Origin of the sequence: Microbacterium sp. NPDC064584 (assembly GCF_040687315.1) — a bacterium.
GTDB classification, from domain to species: domain Bacteria; phylum Actinomycetota; class Actinomycetes; order Actinomycetales; family Microbacteriaceae; genus Microbacterium; species Microbacterium lacus.
Genome location: NZ_JBFBMZ010000001.1, coordinates 630,845 through 648,452, shown reverse-complemented (window position 1 = coordinate 648,452; position 17,608 = coordinate 630,845). Strand labels below are relative to the sequence as shown.

The following is a 17,608-nucleotide window of genomic DNA, read 5'->3' as shown; positions in this document are numbered from 1 at the left end:
GACCCCGCTCCGCTGACGCTCAGGCGCCGACGTAGGCCTTCAGGTGGCGGGCCGTCAGGGTGTCGGCGGCCCCGACCAGGTCGGCCGGTGTGCCCTCGAACACGATCGTGCCGCCGTCGTGGCCCGCACCGGGTCCGATGTCGATGATCCAGTCGGCGTGCGCCATCACCGCCTGATGGTGCTCGATCACGATGACCGAGTCGCCGGCATCCACGAGTCGATCGAGCATCGCGAGCATGTTGTCGACGTCGGCGAGGTGCAGACCGGTCGTCGGCTCGTCGAGAACGTAGATCGCGCCCTTCTTCGCCATCGAGATCGCGAGCTTGAGCCGCTGTCGCTCGCCGCCGGACAGCGTGTTGAGGGCCTGACCGAGCGTGATGTAGCCGAGTCCGACGTCGCTCATGCGCGCGAGCGTCGTGCGGGCCGCCGCCGCGACCGCCTTGGATCCGCCGAAGAACTCCTCTGCCTCTGCCGCGGACATCGCGAGCACCTCGGCGATGTTGCGCCCGTCGAGCGTGTATTCGAGCACTTCGTCGCTGAACCCGGATCCGCCGCACAGTTCGCACAGGGTCTCCACGGTCTGCGTGAAGCCGAGCGTCGTGATGATCACCCCGAGCCCACGGCACGCGGGGCACGCGCCCTCGGAGTTCGCGCTGAACAGGGCCGGCTTCACGCCGTTCGCCTTCGCGAACGCTGCACGGATCGCGTCGAGGATCCCGGTGTAGGTCGCCGGACTGCTGCGGCGGGACCCCTTGATCGGCGCCTGATCGACGACCACGACATCGTCGAAGCGTGGCACGTTCCCGTGGATGAGCGAGGACTTGCCGGAACCGGCGACGCCGCTGACGACCGTGAGGATGCCGAGGGGGATGTCCACATCGACGTTCTTCAGGTTGTGCTGGGTCGCCCCGCGGATCTCCAGCGCTCCGGTCGCGGTGCGGGTCGACTCCTTCAGCCTCGCCCGGTGATCGAGGTGGCGCCCGGTGAGGGTGTCCGACGCGCGGAGGCCGGCGACATCTCCCTGGTAGCGGATCTCGCCTCCCGCTCGCCCGGCGCCCGGGCCGAGGTCGACGACGTGGTCGGCGATCTCGATGACCTCGGGCTTGTGCTCGACGACGAGCACCGTGTTGCCCTTGTCGCGGAGGAGCTTGAGCAGCGCGTTCATGCGCTGGATGTCATGCGGGTGGAGTCCCGCGGTCGGCTCGTCGAACACGTAGCTGATGTCGGTGAGGGCCGAACCCAGGTGGCGGATCATCTTCGTCCGCTGGGACTCCCCGCCGGAGAGCGTGCCGGAGGAGCGGTCGAGCGAGAGGTAGCCGAGTCCGATGTCGACGAACGAGTCGATCGTCGCGCGCAGCCCCTGCATGAGCGGGGCGACCTCGGGGTCGTCGATCGTGGTCAGCCACGCCGCCAGGTCGGTGATCTGCATGGCCGCGGCATCCGCGATGCTCTTCCCGCGGATCTTCGACGAGCGCGCACCCTCGTTCAGCCGCGTGCCCTCGCACTCGGGGCAGGCGGTGAACTTCACCGCGCGCTCGACGAACGCGCGGATGTGCGGTTGCAGCGCATCCCGGTCCTTCTGGAGCATCGACTTGGTGATCTTGGGGATGAGCCCCTCGTACGTCATGTTGATGTTCTGGATCTTGACCTTCGTCGGCTCCTTGTAGAGGAAGTCCGCGAGCTCCTGCGCGGAGTAGTCCTTGATCGGCTTGTTCGGATCGACGAAGCCCGACTCGGTGAACCCGCGCACCATCCAGCCGTCCACGCTGTAGCCGGGGATCGTGATCGCCCCCTCGGCGAGCGACTTGCTGCGGTCGAACAGCTCGTCCAGGTCGACGTCGCTCGCCTCGCCGAGCCCTTCGCACCGCGGGCACATGCCGCCGGTGATCTCGAACGAGCGTCGCTCCTTGACCTGCTTCCCGCCCTTCTCGAACGTCACGGCGCCCGCACCGGAGACGGAGGGGATGTTGAAGGAGAACGCCTGAGGTGACCCGACGTGCGGCTGCCCGAGCCGGCTGAACAGGATCCGCAGCATCGCGTGCGCGTCGGTTGCCGTGCCGACCGTGGAGCGGGCGTTGGACCCCATGCGCTCCTGATCGACGATGATCGCGGGACTCACGTTCTCCAGCGCGTCGACCTCGGGGCGGCTGAGCTGACCCATGAACTGCTGGACGAACGTCGGATAGGTCTCGTTGATCAGACGCTGCGACTCGTTCGCGATCGTCCCGAACACGAGCGAGGACTTGCCCGAGCCGCTCACCCCGGTGAAGACCGTGAGGCGGCGCTTCGGTATCTCGACGTCGACGTTCTTGAGGTTGTTCTCGCGCGCGCCGACCACCCGGATCTTCTCGTGCGAATCGGCGATGTGGGTGCTCTGCGTCATGGGTCTGCGTGTCCTCTCCGCGGCGACGCTCCATTGTGGCGGAGGCCGCCGACACATCGCTCGTGGCGATCCTCCCCTGATCAGGGGATCAGCGCGACCACCTGTGCACCGCTCGGCACGGCCGAGGTCACGATGCGCGTGTCGAAGGTCGCGAGCATCGCGTCGTTCGATGACGCGAGGTGCAGCAGGTACGTGTCGGTGACCTGCGAGCTGGCCAGCAGTCGCTCGGTGTGCACGGAGCCGTCGAGAAGACTCACCGAGTCGGGAAGGAAGGCGTGATCGTCCCGCGCCGCGAGACTAGCCAGACTCGCAAGGACCACCGGCGCGGGCTGACTGTTCGGGTATTTCGGGTTGCTCACGACGCGCACGACGCCGTTCTGGACGGTCGGACTGGTGTGCCATGGGGCGCTCTCGCGCGCCGTGAACCATCGGTGCGCGCGATCGTGATGCACGTGCAGGGGGTCGATCAGGGCGATGACGACGTTGACGTCGAGGAGGTGGCGGGTCATGACGCGTCGTCGCGGAGCGCGTTCACATCATCGAGCGTCGCCGCGGTGCCCGACCCCGCCGGCAGCAGGACGATGCCGTTCCGCGTGTCGAAGCGGCGGCGTTCGGTCAGCGTCGCCCGCGCGAGCTGCGAGATCGCCTCGCCCAGCGTGATGCCCCGCGAGTCGGCGAACTGCTTGGCCGCGGCGAGGACGTCGTCGTCGATGGAGAGGGTCGTGCGCACGCATCAAGCATCACGCATCACGCATCACGGAGTCAACATCGCGGTCCGCCAACACCCGGACACGTGGTCGTCGACCATTCCGGTCGATTGCATGAGCGCGTACATCGTCGTCGGCCCGACGAACCGGAAGCCGCGCTTCCGCAACGCCGTGCTCATCGCCTGCGACTCGGCGGTGACCGCCGGGACCTCGGCGAACGAGTCCGGTCGCTGCCGCCCCGGGTCCGGCGCGAACGACCACAGCAACGCGTCGAGGTCACCGGGCGCCATTCCGAGCAGCAACCGAGCGTTGGAGATCGTGGCGTGGATCTTGGCGCGGTTGCGGATGATGCCGGCATCCGTCATCAGCCGTTCGACATCGTCCTCACCGAACGCCGCGACCGCCTCCGGCTCGAAGCCCTCGAAGACCTCGCGGAAGCGGGGCCGCTTGCGCAGGATCGTGATCCAGCTGAGGCCCGCCTGGAACCCCTCGAGGCTCATCTTCTCGAACAGCGCGCGGTCGCCGTGCAGGGGGACGCCCCACTCCTCGTCGTGGTAGCGGATGTACTCCGCATCTTCACCGACCCACCCGCATCGCGGTCGTCCATCGGCACCCACGCGCACATCTGCACTCACCCGCTCAGCGTAGGACGCTCCACGGACACGCATGCTCGGCATCCGCTCGCCGCGTCCGTGAAACGACGACTGCGCGTCGAGAGCGTGGGGTTCACCCACCGTCTCGACGTGCAGTTGTCGTCTCAGCGTCGGGGGACGCGGAGCGGGTCAGGACGCGACGCGCTTGGCCGCCTTCTCCGAGATCGGAGCCTGACCCGACTCGGCGAGCGCGCGGTAGTAGGCGCGGGCCTCGTCCTGACGCTCCTGCTCCGCACCCGACGCGATGGGCGCACGCACGTGCTCGGGGGCGTACCCGAACGCGTCGACCAGGTCCTGCGCGTGCGGACGCAGGCGCAGGCAGAGCCGGTCGATGTAGGACGACACCGCCGCGGCGCGCTGGGTGGAGAGCCGGCCGTTGATCAGATACCAGGCCAGGTGCTTCTCGATGAGGCCGAGTCCGAAGAGGTCGCGCAGCCACGTCAGGACCCGCGACGTGCCCTCGTCCTGGATGCCGGTGACGGCATCCGTGAAGGCCTCCCACTGCAGCAGCTCGGCGTGCGCACGGGCCGCCTCGATCAGCTCCGCCTGGTTCGCGTTGAACAGGGCGGCCGCATCCGCGGGCGAGAGACCGGATGCCGGCCGCAGACGGCCCGCGATGTCGGCGACCATCTGCTGCACGCGTCCGGCCAGCAGCTCGTGCTGCTGGTCGCCGCGAAGCCCCCGCTCGACCGCCCGCGCCGTCGAGCCGAAGTCCGTGACCGTCTGCCCGAGCTGACGGAGTCCCGCGCCGTGGAAGAGCTTGCCGGCGGTCTGCCCGACGGCGTACGCGGCGAGCGCCTTGGCGTCCTTGCCCTTGAACTGCCGGCCGAAGTCGCCGAGCAGACGCTTGCCGACGAGCTGGAGCAGGATGTTGTTGTCGCCCTCGAACGTGACGTAGATGTCCAGGTCGGCGCGCAGGCCCACCAGGCGGTTCTCGAAGAGGAAGCCGTTGCCGCCGCACGCTTCGCGTGCCTCCTGCAGCGTGTCCAGCGCGTGCCAGGTCGACAGCGGCTTGAGGGCGGCGGCGAGCGTCTCGAGGTCTTCGCGGTCGGCATCCGAGTCGGCCTTGCCGCTGAAGACCGCATCGAACTTCTGCAGGAACTCGTCGTGGGCGAAGATCGTCGCATACGTCGTCGCGAGCCGCGACAGCAGTCGGCGCTGGTGCTTGCCGTAATCCAGCAGCACGACCTCGTCGGTGCCGCTGCCCGAGTCGAACTGGCGACGCTGGTTCGCGTACGTGACCGCGATGTCCAGGCCGAGCGCCGAGGCCCAGGCGGCCGAGCCGTCGAGGGAGACGCGACCCTGCACGAGCGTGCCGAGCATCGTGAAGAAGCGGCGCCCCGGGCTGGAGATCTCACTCGAGTACGTGCCGTCGGGGGCGACGTCGCCGTACTTGTTCAGCAGGTTCGTGCGCGGGACCCGGACGTGATCGAAGTGCAGCCGACCGTTGTCGATGCCGTTCAGGCCGCCCTTGAGACCGTCGTCCTCACCGCCGACGCCGGGCAGGAAGGCACCGTTCTCGTCGCGCAGCGGCACGTAGAAGCAGTGCACGCCGTGGTTCACGCCGTTCGTGATGAGCTGCGCGAACACCGTCGCGGCGATGCCGTGCAGCGCCGCGTTGCCGAGGTAGTCCTTCCACGCTGCGCGGAAGGGCGTGTGGATCACGAACTCCTCAGTCTCGGGGTCGTACGTCGCCGTGGTGCCGATCGCCGCGACGTCGGAACCGTGGCCGGTCTCGGTCATCGCGAACGCGCCGGGGATCTCCAGGCTCATGATGCCGGGAAGCCACTTGTCGTGGTGCTCCGTCGTTCCCAGCTGGAGGACAGCGGAGCCGAAGAGGCCCCACTGGACACCGGACTTGATCTGCAGGCTCGGGTCGGCCGCGACGAGCTCTTCGAAGCCGGCGATGTTCGCTCCGTTGTTCTCCTCCCCGCCGAAGCGCTTCGGAAACGCCCGGTGCACGCCGCCCTGCTCGACGAGCAGGTGCAGCTGACCGAGGACGCGCTCGCGGTGCTCGTCCATCCCGAGCCCGTCGACCCGCCAGAACGCGGGGTCCTTGATCATCTCGCGCGCCTCACGGCGGGTGTCGGCCCACGTGCCCAGGAGCAGATCGGTGACGCGGTCGACGTCGATGCGCGGCTCGGCGGCTTCGGCGGCGGAGTGCGGGGCGGTCGGGGCACCGCCGGCGGGGGTGCGCTGGCTTGTGGACGGCTTGCGGGAACGGACGGCGGCGTCGGTCATTGCGGCACCTTTCGGTGGGAGGAGGAGTGCCTTCAACGGTAGGACTCCCACAACAGGTCCCCAAGTCGGTTGACGATCCCGACAAGGAGTTCCGGCTCGTCAGACCGGGATGCTTGTGGCCTCCCGACAGCAGCCCGCTCGCACGGCCGGTGTCGGCGGTCCGGGCCACACTGGAGCGATGGAGCAGCCCTCCCTCGACCTCGCCGCGCGGACGCCCGATCACGCGGAGCACTTCCGCGCCGGGCGACTTGACGAGTCGCGGTGGTGGCCGTACTACACACCGCACTGGGCGTCCCGTGCGGCATCCGCAGCCCGCTACGAGCTCGGTCCGGAGGGCATCACCCTGCGCATCGACGAGGACACCGCGCCGTGGTCGCCCGAGTATGACGGAATGACCCGCACCTCGACCCTGCAGACCGGGCAGCTGTCGGGCCCGGTCGGCAGTACGCGCGGGCAGCACCGCTACCGCGACGGTCTCGTGGTGCGCGAAGAACAGCCCGAGCGGCGGCTCTGGCTGCCGCACTTCGGCGTGATCGAGGTGCGGATGCGGGCGATCCGGCATCCCGATGCGATGGTCGCGTTCTGGCCGATCGGCTTCGAAGAGCGCCCGGAGGACTGCGGCGAGATCTGCGTCGCCGAGATCTTCGGCTCGGATCTCGACGACTCGGGCGGGTGGGTCGGCGTCGGCGTGAAGCCGCAGAACGATTCGCGCCTGAAACTCGACTTCGAGAAGGTTCGCGTCGACGGGGATCTCACCGAGTTCCATGACTACGCCGTGGACTGGCAGCGCGACGCGATCCACTTCTTCGTCGACGGCCGCTGGGTCAAGACCTCGCGGCAGCGCACCGACTATCCCGTGCAGTTCATGCTGAACGTGTACGAGTTCCCGAGCGCCACAGGCGTGCGGGATGCCGCTGCCCTGCCGCACCGCTTCGACATCGCGCACGTGCGCACGTTCGCCCCGGCCTGAGGTCAGGGCGCGCCGGCGATCACCTCGAGCACGGCGTCGCCGTAGGCCTCGCGCTTCTTCGCGCCGATCCCCGTGATCCCGTCGAGATCCGCGAGGGTTGCGGGGCGGTGTTCGGCCAGTGCACGCAGCGTGGCGTCGCCGAAGACGATGTAGGCCGGCACCCCCTGCTCTTTCGCCATACGCGCGCGCCACTCCCGCAACGCCTCGAACACCGGCCGGTCGCCCTGGTCGAGCTGATCGGATGCCGCCGCCCTGCGCACACGCGACGACCCGGCGCCGCCACGACCGAGCACGTCTCTGCGCAGGGGCACCGCGGACTCTCCCCGCAGCACGCCGCCCGCCGGCTCACCGAGAGCGAGGGTGCCGTACTCCCCTTGCGAGACGAGGATGCCGCGGGCGAGGAGCTGGCGGATGACGCTGCGCCAGTCCTGGTCGCTGAGATCGGCACCCAGACCGTACGTGGACAGGGAATCGTGTCCCTGCTGCCGGATGCGGTCGGTCGATGCGCCGCGCAGGATGTCGATCAGGTGCCCGGCGCCGAACGCCTGGCCGCGCTCCCGCTGCAGCCGCACGATCGTCGAGAGGAGCTTCTGGGCGGGGACGAGTCCATCCCAGGTGTCCGGGGCGGTGAGGCACGTGTCGCAGTTGCCGCACGGGTCGGAGGACTCCCCGAAATAGCCGAGGAGATTCTGACGGCGGCATCCGACCGTCTCGCACAGCGCGAGCATCGCGTCGAGGTGCTGGCCGAGGCGCGTCTTGTACGAGCGGTCGCCGGGGCTCTGGTCGATCATGCGACGCTGCTGGACGACATCGCCGAGGCCGTAGGCCATCCAGGCGACCGATGGTTCGCCGTCGCGGCCGGCGCGTCCGGTCTCCTGATAGTAGCCCTCGACGGACTTCGGCAGATCGATGTGCGCGACGAAGCGCACATCGGGCTTGTCGATGCCCATGCCGAAGGCGATCGTGGCCACCATCACGACACCGTCCTCGCGGAGGAACCGGGCCTGGTGCCTCGCACGCACCGCGGCGTCGAGTCCGGCGTGGTACGCGAGCGCGTCGACGCCCTGCGTGCGGAGGAACTCCGCGGTCTGCTCGACGCTCTTGCGGCTGAGAGCGTAGACGATGCCGGCAGAGCCCTCGGGCATCGACCTGATGAAGCTCAAGAGCTGCTTGCGAGGCTCGACTTTCGGGTCGATGCGGTACTGGATGTTCGGGCGGTCGAAGCTCGCCACGAAGTGCGCGGCGTCGGGGAGCCTGAGCCGCTCGGTGATCTCACGGTGCGTCGCCGCCGTCGCGGTCGCGGTGAGCGCCACCCGCGGGACGCCGGGGAACTGCTCGCCGAGTTCGCCGAGGGTCAGGTAGTCGGGACGGAAGTCGTGCCCCCACTGCGAGACGCAGTGGGCCTCGTCGATCGCGATCACGCTCAGCGTGCCGCGCTGCAGAAGCGACCGCGTCGTGGCGTTCGAGAGACGCTCGGGGGCGACGTAGATCAGATCGAGCTCGCCGGAGAGGTACGCGCGCTCGACCGCTGCACGCTCGGCAGGCGCCTGTGTGGAGTTCAGGTACGCCGCGCGGACGCCGTTCGCCACGAGCGCGTCGACCTGATCGTGCATGAGCGCGATCAGTGGGCTCACCACGAGGCCGGTGCCCGGCCGCACGAGCGCGGGGATCTGGTAGATCAGGCTCTTGCCGCCGCCGGTCGGCATCAGGACGATCGCGTCGCCGCCGGCGATGAGCTGCTCGATCGCGGCGCCCTGATTGCCGCGGAAGCTCTCGTAGCCGAAGACGGTGTGCAGCGCGTCGGCGGCCGTCGCGAATCGGGCGGGGGTCGGGCGCGTCGCGGCCGTCATCCGCTGGTCGTCCGGAGGGGGCGCCCACCCGTCGTCGGCGGGTGGTGCCCAGTCGTCGGGCGGCATGTCGGGCTCATCCCACACGACATCCGCGTACGGGTCGGCGTTCGGGATGCTCACCGGCTCAAGGGTAGCCCGCGGACCCGACACGCGCTCCCGTTGTGCACGAGGTGGAGCGCTGATCAGCGCGGCGCGGGCGGCCGGCAGGCCAGGAGTTCACCGGCGCCGTCGAGCGTCACGGATCCGGTGGCGTGCGGCAGCAGCGCGGTGCTGCCCCGCGGGAGCAGCTGCGTGCCGCTCTCGCCCGAACGGATGCCGACCTCGCCGCCGAGGGCCACCAGGATCGCGAACCCCGGCGCGAGTTCCACCGGCCCGCGGACCAGGTGGCGCTCGATGCGGAAGAACGCGTCGGCGTCCGCGGGCAGCAGGGGTGTGTCCGTTCCCGCGCGGTGCACGAGCGCCTCGACGTCCGCGCGGGTGCGTGCCGTGTTCTCGACCGCAGTGAGCGCTTCGGCGAACCCGACGCCGAGGTGTCCGCCGGCTGCTCCGTCGATCGCGAAGCCGTCCCACTCCGCCAGGATCGAGAGGTCCTCCGGCTCCTGCAGCTCGACGAGGAGGATGCCTTCGCCGATCGCGTGCAGGACGCCGGCAGGAACGTGGACGATGTCGCCGGGCGCGACGGTGAGGCGATGCATCGCCGCGAGCAGGGCGGCGGCATCCTGCCGGTCGACGATTCCGGCGAGCTCGATCGCGCCGAGGTCGCGCGCAAGGCCGAGGTGCACCTCGCCGGCCGAGAGCACGTACCAGGCTTCGGTCTTGCCGTGGGCCGCTCCGAGGTGCGCCGCGGCCCAGGCGCGGTCAGGATGCGCATGCACCGGGAGGCGCTGGCCCGCATCGAGGAGCTTGACCAGCAGCATGGGGTCGGTTCCGAACGCGGCGACGTGGGCGGGGCCGAGCCAATGCACCGGATCGGCGGCGATCGCGCCCGCGAGGAGCGTTCCGTCCGCGAGCACGGTCATGCCCGAAGGGCTCTCGCCGCGGACGGGCGTGACCGAGCCGACCCAGTCCTCGGGTTCGAACTCGTCGGCCGCGGGCTCGCCGCGAAAGTCCGTGATCCGGCGCCCCCCGCGGTAGAAGCGGGCGGCGGGACGGTTCGACGGGAGCAGGATGACAGCGTCGCTCGCGGCCGTCGTCCGCGCCGTTGGAGAGGAATGCTCGTTCGCGCCGTCGCTCACGGCACCAGCATCCCACGCCCCGCCCCTTCCCTTCTCCGCCGAGATGGTGGGTTCTGCGCCGAGATGGTGGGTCTTCCGCCGAGATGGTGCACACCACCTCGGCGGAAAGAACACCACCTCGGCGGGAGGGGGACCACCTCGGCGCAAGAGGGGCCATCTCGGGAGGGGACAGCCGGGAGCTCAGAGCCGGAGCACCTCGGTCACCCGCACCACTGCGGCGCCGGCCTCCTCGGACGCCGCGAGGTCGACCTCCGCGCGGATCCGCCAATCGTGGTCGCCGGCGGGGTCGTCGATCGTCTGCTCGACTGTCCAGACACCGGATGCCGCAGCATGCGTCTCATCGATCGACACGAGCTGCGCCGAACGCGCCGCCCCACCTGTCAGGATCTCGTCGTGCTCGTCGAAGTACGCGTCCAGCGCCGCGGACCAGTCGACGTCGGGATCCAGCTCCGCAAGCTCGTCGTCCCGCTGCAGCGCCGCGAGGCGCACCCGGCGGAACAACTCGTTGCGCACGAGCACTCCGAACGCACGGCGGTTCGTCAGCACCGACGGCGGCGCGGGCGGCACCACCGGTGCGTCGGGGTCGGCGACCGGATTGACGAGCGACTCCCACTCATCGACGAGGCTCGAGTCGACCTGCCGCACGAGCTCGCCGAGCCACGCGATGAGATCCAGCAGCTCCGCGGTCTGCGCCTCCGTCGGCACCGTCTGGCGGATCGCTCGGTAGGCATCGCTCAGATAGCGCAGCACGAGACCCTCCGACCGGGCCAGCTGGTACACCTGGATCAGCTCCGCGAACGACAGCGCGCGCTCGAACATGTCGCGCACGACCGACTTCGGCGACAGCTCGAAGTCCCGCACCCACGGCTGGCTCGAGGCGAACACCTCGAAGGACTGGGCCAGCAGCTCCGCGAGCGGCTTGGGGTAGGTGACCTCCTCCAGAAGCTCCATGCGCTGGTCGTACTCGATGCCCTCGCGCTTCATCGCCGCGACGGCCTCGCCGCGGGCGAGGAACTGCTGCTGCGACAGCACCGGGCGCGGGTCGTCCAGCGTCGCCTCGATCACGCTGACGACATCGAGGGCGTAGTGGCCGGTCCCGGCGGAGCGGTGTGCAGAACTCCTCACTTCGGGCGCGACATGGCCCGATTCGCCCGGATCCGCCCCGGTAGCGCCCGAATCTGAAGAGTTGTGCACGGCCCCCGTCTCGTCCTCCGGATCCAGCAGCCCGATCGCGGCGAGCGCGAACGGGGAGAGCGGCTGGTTGAGCGCGAAGTTGGGCTGCAGTTCGACCGTGAGACGGATGCCGCCGGTCGCGGTGTCGGCGACGACCACCTGCGCGGCGACCAGAGTGCGGAAGATCCCGAGCGCGCGGCGCGCGAGCTCGTACTGGCGTGCGCGCGACTCGTGGTTGTCGAACACGAGCGAGCGCACATTGCCGAAGACGTCTCCCCCGCGGGCGATCACGTTGATCAGCATCGCGGCCGTGAGCTGGAGGTGCGGCTCGAGGGGTTCGGGCTCGGCGGCGACCAGGCGCTCGAACGACGCCTCGCCCCAGTTCACGAAACCCTGGGGCGCCTTCTTGCGCACGACCTTCCTCAGCTTCTTCTGGTCATCGCCCGCCTTCGCCACGGCGGTCGTGTTCTCGATCTCGTGCTCGGGGGCCATGACAACCACGGTTCCGGCGGTGTCGTAGCCGGCGCGGCCCGCGCGCCCGGCGATCTGATGGAACTCGCGCGCGCTGAGCTGCCGCATCCGCTGCCCGTCGTACTTCGTGAGCGCGGTGATGAGCACCGTGCGGATCGGCACGTTGATCCCGACGCCCAGCGTGTCGGTGCCGCAGATCACGCGCAGCAGGCCGCGTTGCGCGAGCGTCTCGACCAGCCGTCGATAGCGCGGCAGCATGCCGGCGTGGTGCACGCCGATCCCGGCCCGGACGTAGCGCGAAAGCGTGCGCCCGAACGCGGTCGTGAAGCGGAAGCCGCCGATCGCCTCCGCGATCTCGTCGCGCTGCGCCCGCGAGACGATGCGCACCGACGACAGCGCCTGCGCGCGCTCCATCGCCGCCGCCTGCGAGAAGTGCACGATGTACACCGGCGCCTGGCCGGTCTCGAGCAGCTCCTCCACCGTCTCGTGCACGGGGGTGCGCGCATACGAGAAGTGCAGCGGCACGGGGCGCTCGACGCCGGTGATCCGCGCGGTCTCGCGGCCGGTGCGGCGGGAGAGATCCGCCGCGATCTCCGTCACATCGCCGAGCGTCGCCGACATGAGCACGAACTGCGCGCGCGGCAGGAGCAGCAGCGGCACCTGCCAGGCCCAGCCGCGGTCGGGGTCGCCGTAGTAGTGGAACTCGTCCATCACGACCTGGTCGACCTCGGCATCCGCCCCCTGCCGCAGCGCGAGGTTCGCGAGGATCTCGGCGGTGCAGCAGATGATCGGGGCTTCCGCGTTGACCGACGAGTCGCCGGTGACCATCCCCACGCGCTCCGCGCCGAAGATCTCGACGAGGGCGAAGAACTTCTCGCTCACGAGGGCCTTGATCGGCGCCGTGTAGTAGGAACGGCCGCCACGGGCCAGCGATGCCGCGTGCGCGGCGACAGCGACGAGCGACTTGCCGGTCCCGGTGGGGGTGGACAGGATCACGTTCGCCCCGGAGACGATCTCGATCGCGGCTTCATCCTGTGCCGGGTAGAGCCGGAGCCCCTGATCCTCCGCCCACCCGACGAACGCCTCGTACACCGCGTCGGGGTCGGCGCCGCTCGGGATACGGTCGAGCAGGGATGCCGGCATCCCTCGAGTCTGCCACCGGCAGCCGGCCGCGTCCCCGCACCGTCTCAAGCCCGGCGCGTGTGAAACGGCGGGGAGATATCGACACGCAGGGTGTCCTCGGGGCCCGAACCGTCCGGTTTCTCCCCACCGTTTCACGCGGTCAGCGGCAGAGGCTCGCCACGCGGCCCCGGCGCTGGCGGAATGCGTACCCCGCCCGTACGGTGAAGTTCACAATGGAGGAGAACACATGAGCACGCAGGCCGCCCCCGATGCCGAACCCCGCGTCGCGCGCAACGACGCGGAGAACCGCTACGACCTGTTCCTGGGCGACGAGCTCGCCGGGTTCGCCGAGTACAAGGTCGATGCCCGGGGACGCCTCGTCTTCACCCACACCGAGGTCGATCCCGCGTTCGAGGGTCGGGGCCTGGCCGGGATCCTCGTGCGGACGGCGCTGACGGATGTCGCCGCGAAGGGCGAGACGATCGTGCCGCGCTGCCCGTACGTGGTGCGGTGGCTCGGTCGTCACGAGGTGGCGGGCCTGCAGATCGCGTGGCCCGACGAACCCGGCTTCGAGCGATGACCCGCCTGGACGCCGACGCGACGGAGCTGCACGAGGCCGGCACGACGTGCGACGGTCCGCGCGCGCTGCTGCTGGAGTCTCGCGAGGTCCCCCTCGGCGGGGTCCGGGCGATGTCGGTGCACCGCGCCCTTCCGCAGCGCGACCTGCCGCTCGTCGGCGCATGGTGCTTCCTGGACCGATTCGGGCCGCAGGACACCCGGATGCGTGTGGAGCCGCATCCGCACATCGGCCTGCAGACGGTCACCTGGCCCCTCGAGGGCGACATCCGCCACCGCGATTCGATCGGCAGCGACGTCGTGCTGAGCCGCGGCGCACTGAACCTGATGACCAGTGGCGCGGGGATCTCGCACTCCGAGTACTCCGTGGGGGAGGATGCCGTCCCCCTGGACGCCCTGCAGCTGTGGGTCGCCCTGCCCGAGTCTCGCCGCCACGGCGCCGCGGCGTTCGAGCGGCACGAGAAGCTGCCGTCGTTCCCGCTCGCGGACGGGGCCGTCGCCACGGTCGTGCTGGGCGAGCTCGCCGGCGTGCGCTCACCGGCGACCGTGCACACGCCGATCGTCGGCGCCGAGATCCGGATCCCGGCCGGCGCCCGCGTGCGCGTGCCGCTGAACCCGGAGTGGGAGTACGCGATCCTCGGCGTCGAGGGCGACGTCGAGGTCGGGACGGATGCCGACACCCGGCTCACCGTGGACCGTCGCCACCTCCTCTACCTCGGCGAGGGCAGGTCCGAGATCGAGGTCGGCTCCGACGCGGACGCCCTGCTCTTCCTCCTCGGCGGGGAGCCGTTCGAGGACGAGATCGTGATGTGGTGGAACTTCGTCGGCCGCACGCACGAGGAGATCGTGCAGGCGCGCGAGGAGTGGGAAGCGGGCTCGGATCGCTTCGGCCACGTCGTCGACCACGGCGACGAGCGCGTCCCCGCGCCCGCCCTGCCGACGGTCCGTCTGACCCGGCGCACGCGACGCGTCTGAGGCTCACTCCTCGACGACGAACTGCGTCGCGGCCTCCGAACCGCTGACCCCGACGGTCCCCGCATAGCGGACGAGAACCTCGTGGATGCCGGGCCGCGCCGCCGGCAGCGCGAAAGCGACCCGACCGCCGACGAGGGTGCCCACGTAGTCGATCCCCTCGTGCGTGACAGTCACGGCACCGCCCGCCGGCTGACCCGCCTCGGTCCGGACGGTCACGGTCAGCGTGAAGTCGTCCGCGGGACCGCCCGCCGCGCGGTTCATGACGGCCTGCACGGCGGATCCGACCGTGACGGGAACCTCGGCGGTCACCGCGGTGCCGGCGTTGACGGCGCCGGGACGCCGGGCCTGCACGCGTGCGCTGAGCGTGGTTCCGGCATCCGTCTCCTGCACGCGGTAGGACCTGCTCACCGCGCCTGCGATCGGCACGCCGTCGCGCAGCCACTGATACGTCAGCGACGCGTTCGCGGGCGCCCACTCGCCCGGGTCCAGAAGAATGCGCTCCCCGACCCGCGCGTCGCCGGTGATCGTGGGCGCCGTCGTGGCCGCGGGGCCGGCGGGACCCGTGTCGATGCGCACGATCGTGCGGTCCACGGTGCCCGAATAGCCGACCTCCGCGAGGTATCGGCGGTCGGGCAGCAGCCCCGTCCATGACGCCACCGGCGAACCGGCGGACGCGACGCCGAGGGCGCGGTCATCCGGAAGGACGACGGCCGCGGTCAGGTCCCACGGTCCTGCCGCCGTCCGGTCGACGTCGACGACCGCGAGGTAGTCGCCGGGCGCAGGGGCGTCGAGGCGGACGACACCGCGCTCGCCCGCCGTCCACGCGTCCAGGTACGGCTGCGCGGCATCCGTCCGCCCGTCGGCGAGGCGGTAGAGCGTGAGGCGGTGGCCTGCGGGCTCGGCGGAGCCCAGGGCGAACTCGGCGGATGCCGCGCCGCGCGAGACCGGGACGATCCACGCGATCCGGCCTGCGGCGTCGCCCGAGTCGGCGTCGCCCGAGTGGCCGGGCGCGGGGGCGTCCGGGTCCAGGAGCAGGTCGAGCGCTCCGATCCCGAGCGCTCTCGGATCCCCCTCGCCGGGAAGCGCCACGGTGCCCTCGACGCCCTCGCCCGCGAGTGACTCCGCATCGCCCGCCCCGCTCGGACGCACCGCGAGCGGCGAGCGCACCGCGGTGCCGTCCTCGCCGATCCACGTCAGGGAGCCGGTCGCCCACTGTTCGCGCACCGCCGCGCCGGCGTCGAAGGTCACCGTGTACTGGCGTTCCTGACCCTCGGCGTCGAAGCGCAGTTCGGCCGGGGTCACGGTCACCTCGACTCCCGGGACGCTCGCGACCGCCCGGTAGACCCCGGGGCGGGTGGCGATGAGTGCGCGGGTCTCCTCGTGCGCGCCGGCCAGGCGGGGCACGACGAGGGACGGCTCTGCGGCCAGCAGCCCGGGGTCCGGCATCCGCTCTGCGTCGACCTGTCCCGCACCCTGCGCGAACGGGTCGGCCATCGGTGCGCCGTCCGCGCCCACGGTGTCCGTCGCGGTGGTCATGAGGGCGGAGCGCACGTCGGCGGGCGAGGCGGACGGGTGCGCGGCGAGGTAACGGGCGGCGAGGCCCGCGACGTGGGCGGCCGCCATCGACGTACCCGATACCAGGTCCCAGGCGGGGCTGCCGCCGCCACCGACGCGCGTGGGGGCGAGGATGCCGACTCCGGGTGCCGTGACGTCCGGCCCGAGATGCATCCCGTCGGCGGACGGGCCGCGGCCGGAGAATCCCGCGACCTGCGGCGCGGGGACGCCGCCGGTGGACGGGGCGCCGCCGGCGAGCGTGACCTCGTCGGCATCACCGGCTTCGACCGCGGCGAGCAGGAGCGCGCGGCGGTCGGCGTCCAGCTGGACCGTGGGCAGGACATCGAGCGCCGGGTCCAGCGACGCGGCCTCGGTGTTCACCAGCAGGACGCCCACCCCGCCGGCCGCGGCGACGGCACGGATCTTCTCGCTGCGCGGATTCGTGCCGCGCTCGCACACCACGATCGCCCCTGCGACGACCGCCGGGTCCAGGGCGTCCGGGTAGCAGAGCCGCGCGTCCGCCTCGGCGCCCTGCGCCGCGTCGGCGGCGAGGACGAGCGGCGCGGTGACGGGCTCGCCGACGGAGGCGGAGACGCCGGGCAGCGAGAAGCCCCCCGCCAGTCCGACGGTCGCGTCGAAGGACGCCGTCGTGGATGCCGCAACCGTGAGGTACCCGTCGGAACCGCTGCGCGCGCTCCCCGGCGCGGGGCCGGTGTTGCCCGCGCTTGCGACCGCGACCAGGCCCGCGGCCCCCGCGGCGCGCAAGGCCTCATCCCCGAGCGCCCAGGAGCCCGTGGCGCTGCTGAGCGCAACGGTCACGACATCGACGCCGTCGGACACGGCCGCATCGAGGGCCGCCAGCACGTCGGACGCAACGCAGACGTCGTCCGCCGTCGTGGCCGGATCGGCGCCGGCGAAGCACGCCTTGTAGGAGGCGATCGCGGCGTCCGGGTCGACGCCGGCGACCGTCTCGCCCCCGCGCAGCGCCAGCTCCACCGGGGCGCCCGCGGCGATGCCCGCCATCGCCGAACCGTGACCGCTGCGGTCGACCGGCGAGAGCGAATCGCGTCCGAGATCCACGGCCCCGGCCACGGCCGCGGCGCCGAAGACCCGCGCGTCGACGACCGTGGATGCCGGCAGCGCCGGGTTTGCGGTCACCACGCCGGTGTCCACGACGCCGATGACCACCGAACCGGTCTTCTCTTCGCGCGGGACCGCCTGCACCGCTGCCGCGAAAGGCTCGGACGCCCCCGGCGCGGCATCCGGCCGGAGGATCTCGTCGGGCACGATCGCGCGCACGCCGGGGAGCGCCGCCACGCGCGGGAGGTCTTCGGCCGACAGCACGGCACTGAAGCCGTTCGCGACGATCCGATACGCCTCGAGCACGTCGACGCCCGCCGCCTCGGCGACCTCGACCTGACGCTGTGCCAGGAAGGAGACGTAGCGTTTCACGCGCGGCGACCCCGAATCGAAGTCGTCACCGGCGGTCGCCCGATACCCGGCGATCCCTCCGGTGTACAGGGCCGCGGGCTCCTCCGCGAGCAGGACGACATACGTTCCGGTGACGGACGCCGGCGGGACGGGAGCGATCGTGCCGTCCACGACGTGCGGCCCGCCGGCGTCACCGGATGCCGGCGCGGGAGACCCCGCGGCCAGGAGCACCGCGAGCGCCGCGGCGACGACCGCGCGCGACATGGC

Annotated in this window: 12 protein-coding genes; 3 read left to right on the top strand and 9 right to left on the bottom strand. The window is 71.2% G+C overall.

The features are described from left to right. Nucleotides 1-19: 19 nt before the first annotated feature. The 5 genes from AB0P18_RS03095 to AB0P18_RS03075 all read right to left on the bottom strand — a co-directional run bounded on the left by AB0P18_RS03095 (nt 20) and on the right by AB0P18_RS03075 (nt 5,984). The gene (locus AB0P18_RS03095; RefSeq protein ID WP_363358884.1) at nt 20-2,383 is read right to left on the bottom strand and encodes an excinuclease ABC subunit UvrA; all 2,364 of its coding nucleotides are present in this window, start codon (nt 2,381-2,383) and stop codon (nt 20-22) included. Between the two features lie 80 nt (nt 2,384-2,463). Next, nucleotides 2,464-2,892, bottom strand: a complete 429-nt coding sequence (locus AB0P18_RS03090; RefSeq protein WP_344051269.1) for a TA system VapC family ribonuclease toxin — start codon at nt 2,890-2,892, stop codon at nt 2,464-2,466. After that, entirely contained in the window at nt 2,889-3,113 is a 225-nt protein-coding gene (locus AB0P18_RS03085) for a hypothetical protein (protein ID WP_344051267.1), read from the bottom strand. Before AB0P18_RS03085 ends, AB0P18_RS03090 begins: the two co-directional genes overlap by 4 nt. A 24-nt stretch (nt 3,114-3,137) precedes the next feature. Continuing rightward, complete coding sequence (locus AB0P18_RS03080; protein ID WP_363358883.1) at nt 3,138-3,758, bottom strand: DNA-3-methyladenine glycosylase I; 621 nt, start codon at nt 3,756-3,758, stop codon at nt 3,138-3,140. 114 nt (nt 3,759-3,872) lie between these two features. Beyond that, nucleotides 3,873-5,984: an acyl-CoA dehydrogenase gene (locus tag AB0P18_RS03075; RefSeq protein ID WP_363358882.1), complete on the bottom strand. Its 2,112-nt coding sequence runs from the start codon at nt 5,982-5,984 to the stop codon at nt 3,873-3,875. A gap of 178 nt (nt 5,985-6,162) precedes the next feature. On the opposite strand from AB0P18_RS03075, the gene AB0P18_RS03070 reads away from it, so the two are divergent. Further along, nucleotides 6,163-6,954 (top strand): glycoside hydrolase family 16 protein, encoded by a 792-nt coding sequence (locus tag AB0P18_RS03070; RefSeq protein WP_363358881.1) that lies wholly within the window; start codon nt 6,163-6,165, stop codon nt 6,952-6,954. Nucleotides 6,955-6,956: 2 nt separating this feature from the next. On the opposite strand, the gene recQ is transcribed toward AB0P18_RS03070, so the two are convergent. The 3 genes from recQ to AB0P18_RS03055 form a co-directional block, all read right to left on the bottom strand. Then, a complete protein-coding gene (recQ, locus tag AB0P18_RS03065; RefSeq protein ID WP_363359104.1) occupies nt 6,957-8,870 on the bottom strand; it encodes a DNA helicase RecQ in 1,914 nt (637 codons plus the stop codon). 116 nt (nt 8,871-8,986) lie between these two features. Beyond that, on the bottom strand, nt 8,987-10,039 hold the full coding sequence (locus AB0P18_RS03060) for a carbohydrate kinase (RefSeq protein ID WP_363358880.1): 1,053 nt from the start codon (nt 10,037-10,039) through the stop codon (nt 8,987-8,989). A gap of 180 nt (nt 10,040-10,219) precedes the next feature. After that, nucleotides 10,220-12,826 (bottom strand): DUF3516 domain-containing protein, encoded by a 2,607-nt coding sequence (locus tag AB0P18_RS03055; protein ID WP_363358879.1) that lies wholly within the window; start codon nt 12,824-12,826, stop codon nt 10,220-10,222. 226 nt (nt 12,827-13,052) lie between these two features. Here AB0P18_RS03055 and AB0P18_RS03050 point away from each other — a divergent pair, with 226 nt between their 5' ends. Then, entirely contained in the window at nt 13,053-13,385 is a 333-nt protein-coding gene (locus AB0P18_RS03050) for a GNAT family N-acetyltransferase (protein ID WP_363358878.1), read from the top strand. Then, nucleotides 13,382-14,356, top strand: a complete 975-nt coding sequence (locus AB0P18_RS03045; protein ID WP_363358877.1) for a pirin-like C-terminal cupin domain-containing protein — start codon at nt 13,382-13,384, stop codon at nt 14,354-14,356. The genes AB0P18_RS03050 and AB0P18_RS03045 overlap by 4 nt, the downstream gene beginning before the upstream one ends. A gap of 3 nt (nt 14,357-14,359) precedes the next feature. Here AB0P18_RS03045 and AB0P18_RS03040 read toward each other — a convergent pair whose 3' ends face one another. Further along, nucleotides 14,360-17,605: a S8 family serine peptidase gene (locus AB0P18_RS03040; protein WP_363358876.1), complete on the bottom strand. Its 3,246-nt coding sequence runs from the start codon at nt 17,603-17,605 to the stop codon at nt 14,360-14,362. Nucleotides 17,606-17,608 lie beyond the last annotated feature (3 nt).

Bases quoted from the DNA above. Each gene is read 5' to 3' on its own strand.
- AB0P18_RS03050 (WP_363358878.1), top strand. From the start codon at position 13,053: ATGAGCACGCAGGCCGCCCCCGATGCCGAACCCCGCGTCGCGCGCAAC.
- AB0P18_RS03080 (WP_363358883.1), bottom strand. From the start codon at position 3,758: ATGCGTGTCCGTGGAGCGTCCTACGCTGAGCGGGTGAGTGCAGATGTG.
- AB0P18_RS03070 (WP_363358881.1), top strand. From the start codon at position 6,163: ATGGAGCAGCCCTCCCTCGACCTCGCCGCGCGGACGCCCGATCACGCG.
- recQ (WP_363359104.1), bottom strand. From the start codon at position 8,870: ATGCCGCCCGACGACTGGGCACCACCCGCCGACGACGGGTGGGCGCCC.
- AB0P18_RS03045 (WP_363358877.1), top strand. From the start codon at position 13,382: ATGACCCGCCTGGACGCCGACGCGACGGAGCTGCACGAGGCCGGCACG.
- AB0P18_RS03095 (WP_363358884.1), bottom strand. From the start codon at position 2,383: ATGACGCAGAGCACCCACATCGCCGATTCGCACGAGAAGATCCGGGTG.
- AB0P18_RS03040 (WP_363358876.1), bottom strand. From the start codon at position 17,605: ATGTCGCGCGCGGTCGTCGCCGCGGCGCTCGCGGTGCTCCTGGCCGCG.
- AB0P18_RS03075 (WP_363358882.1), bottom strand. From the start codon at position 5,984: ATGACCGACGCCGCCGTCCGTTCCCGCAAGCCGTCCACAAGCCAGCGC.
- AB0P18_RS03055 (WP_363358879.1), bottom strand. From the start codon at position 12,826: ATGCCGGCATCCCTGCTCGACCGTATCCCGAGCGGCGCCGACCCCGAC.
- AB0P18_RS03090 (WP_344051269.1), bottom strand. From the start codon at position 2,892: ATGACCCGCCACCTCCTCGACGTCAACGTCGTCATCGCCCTGATCGAC.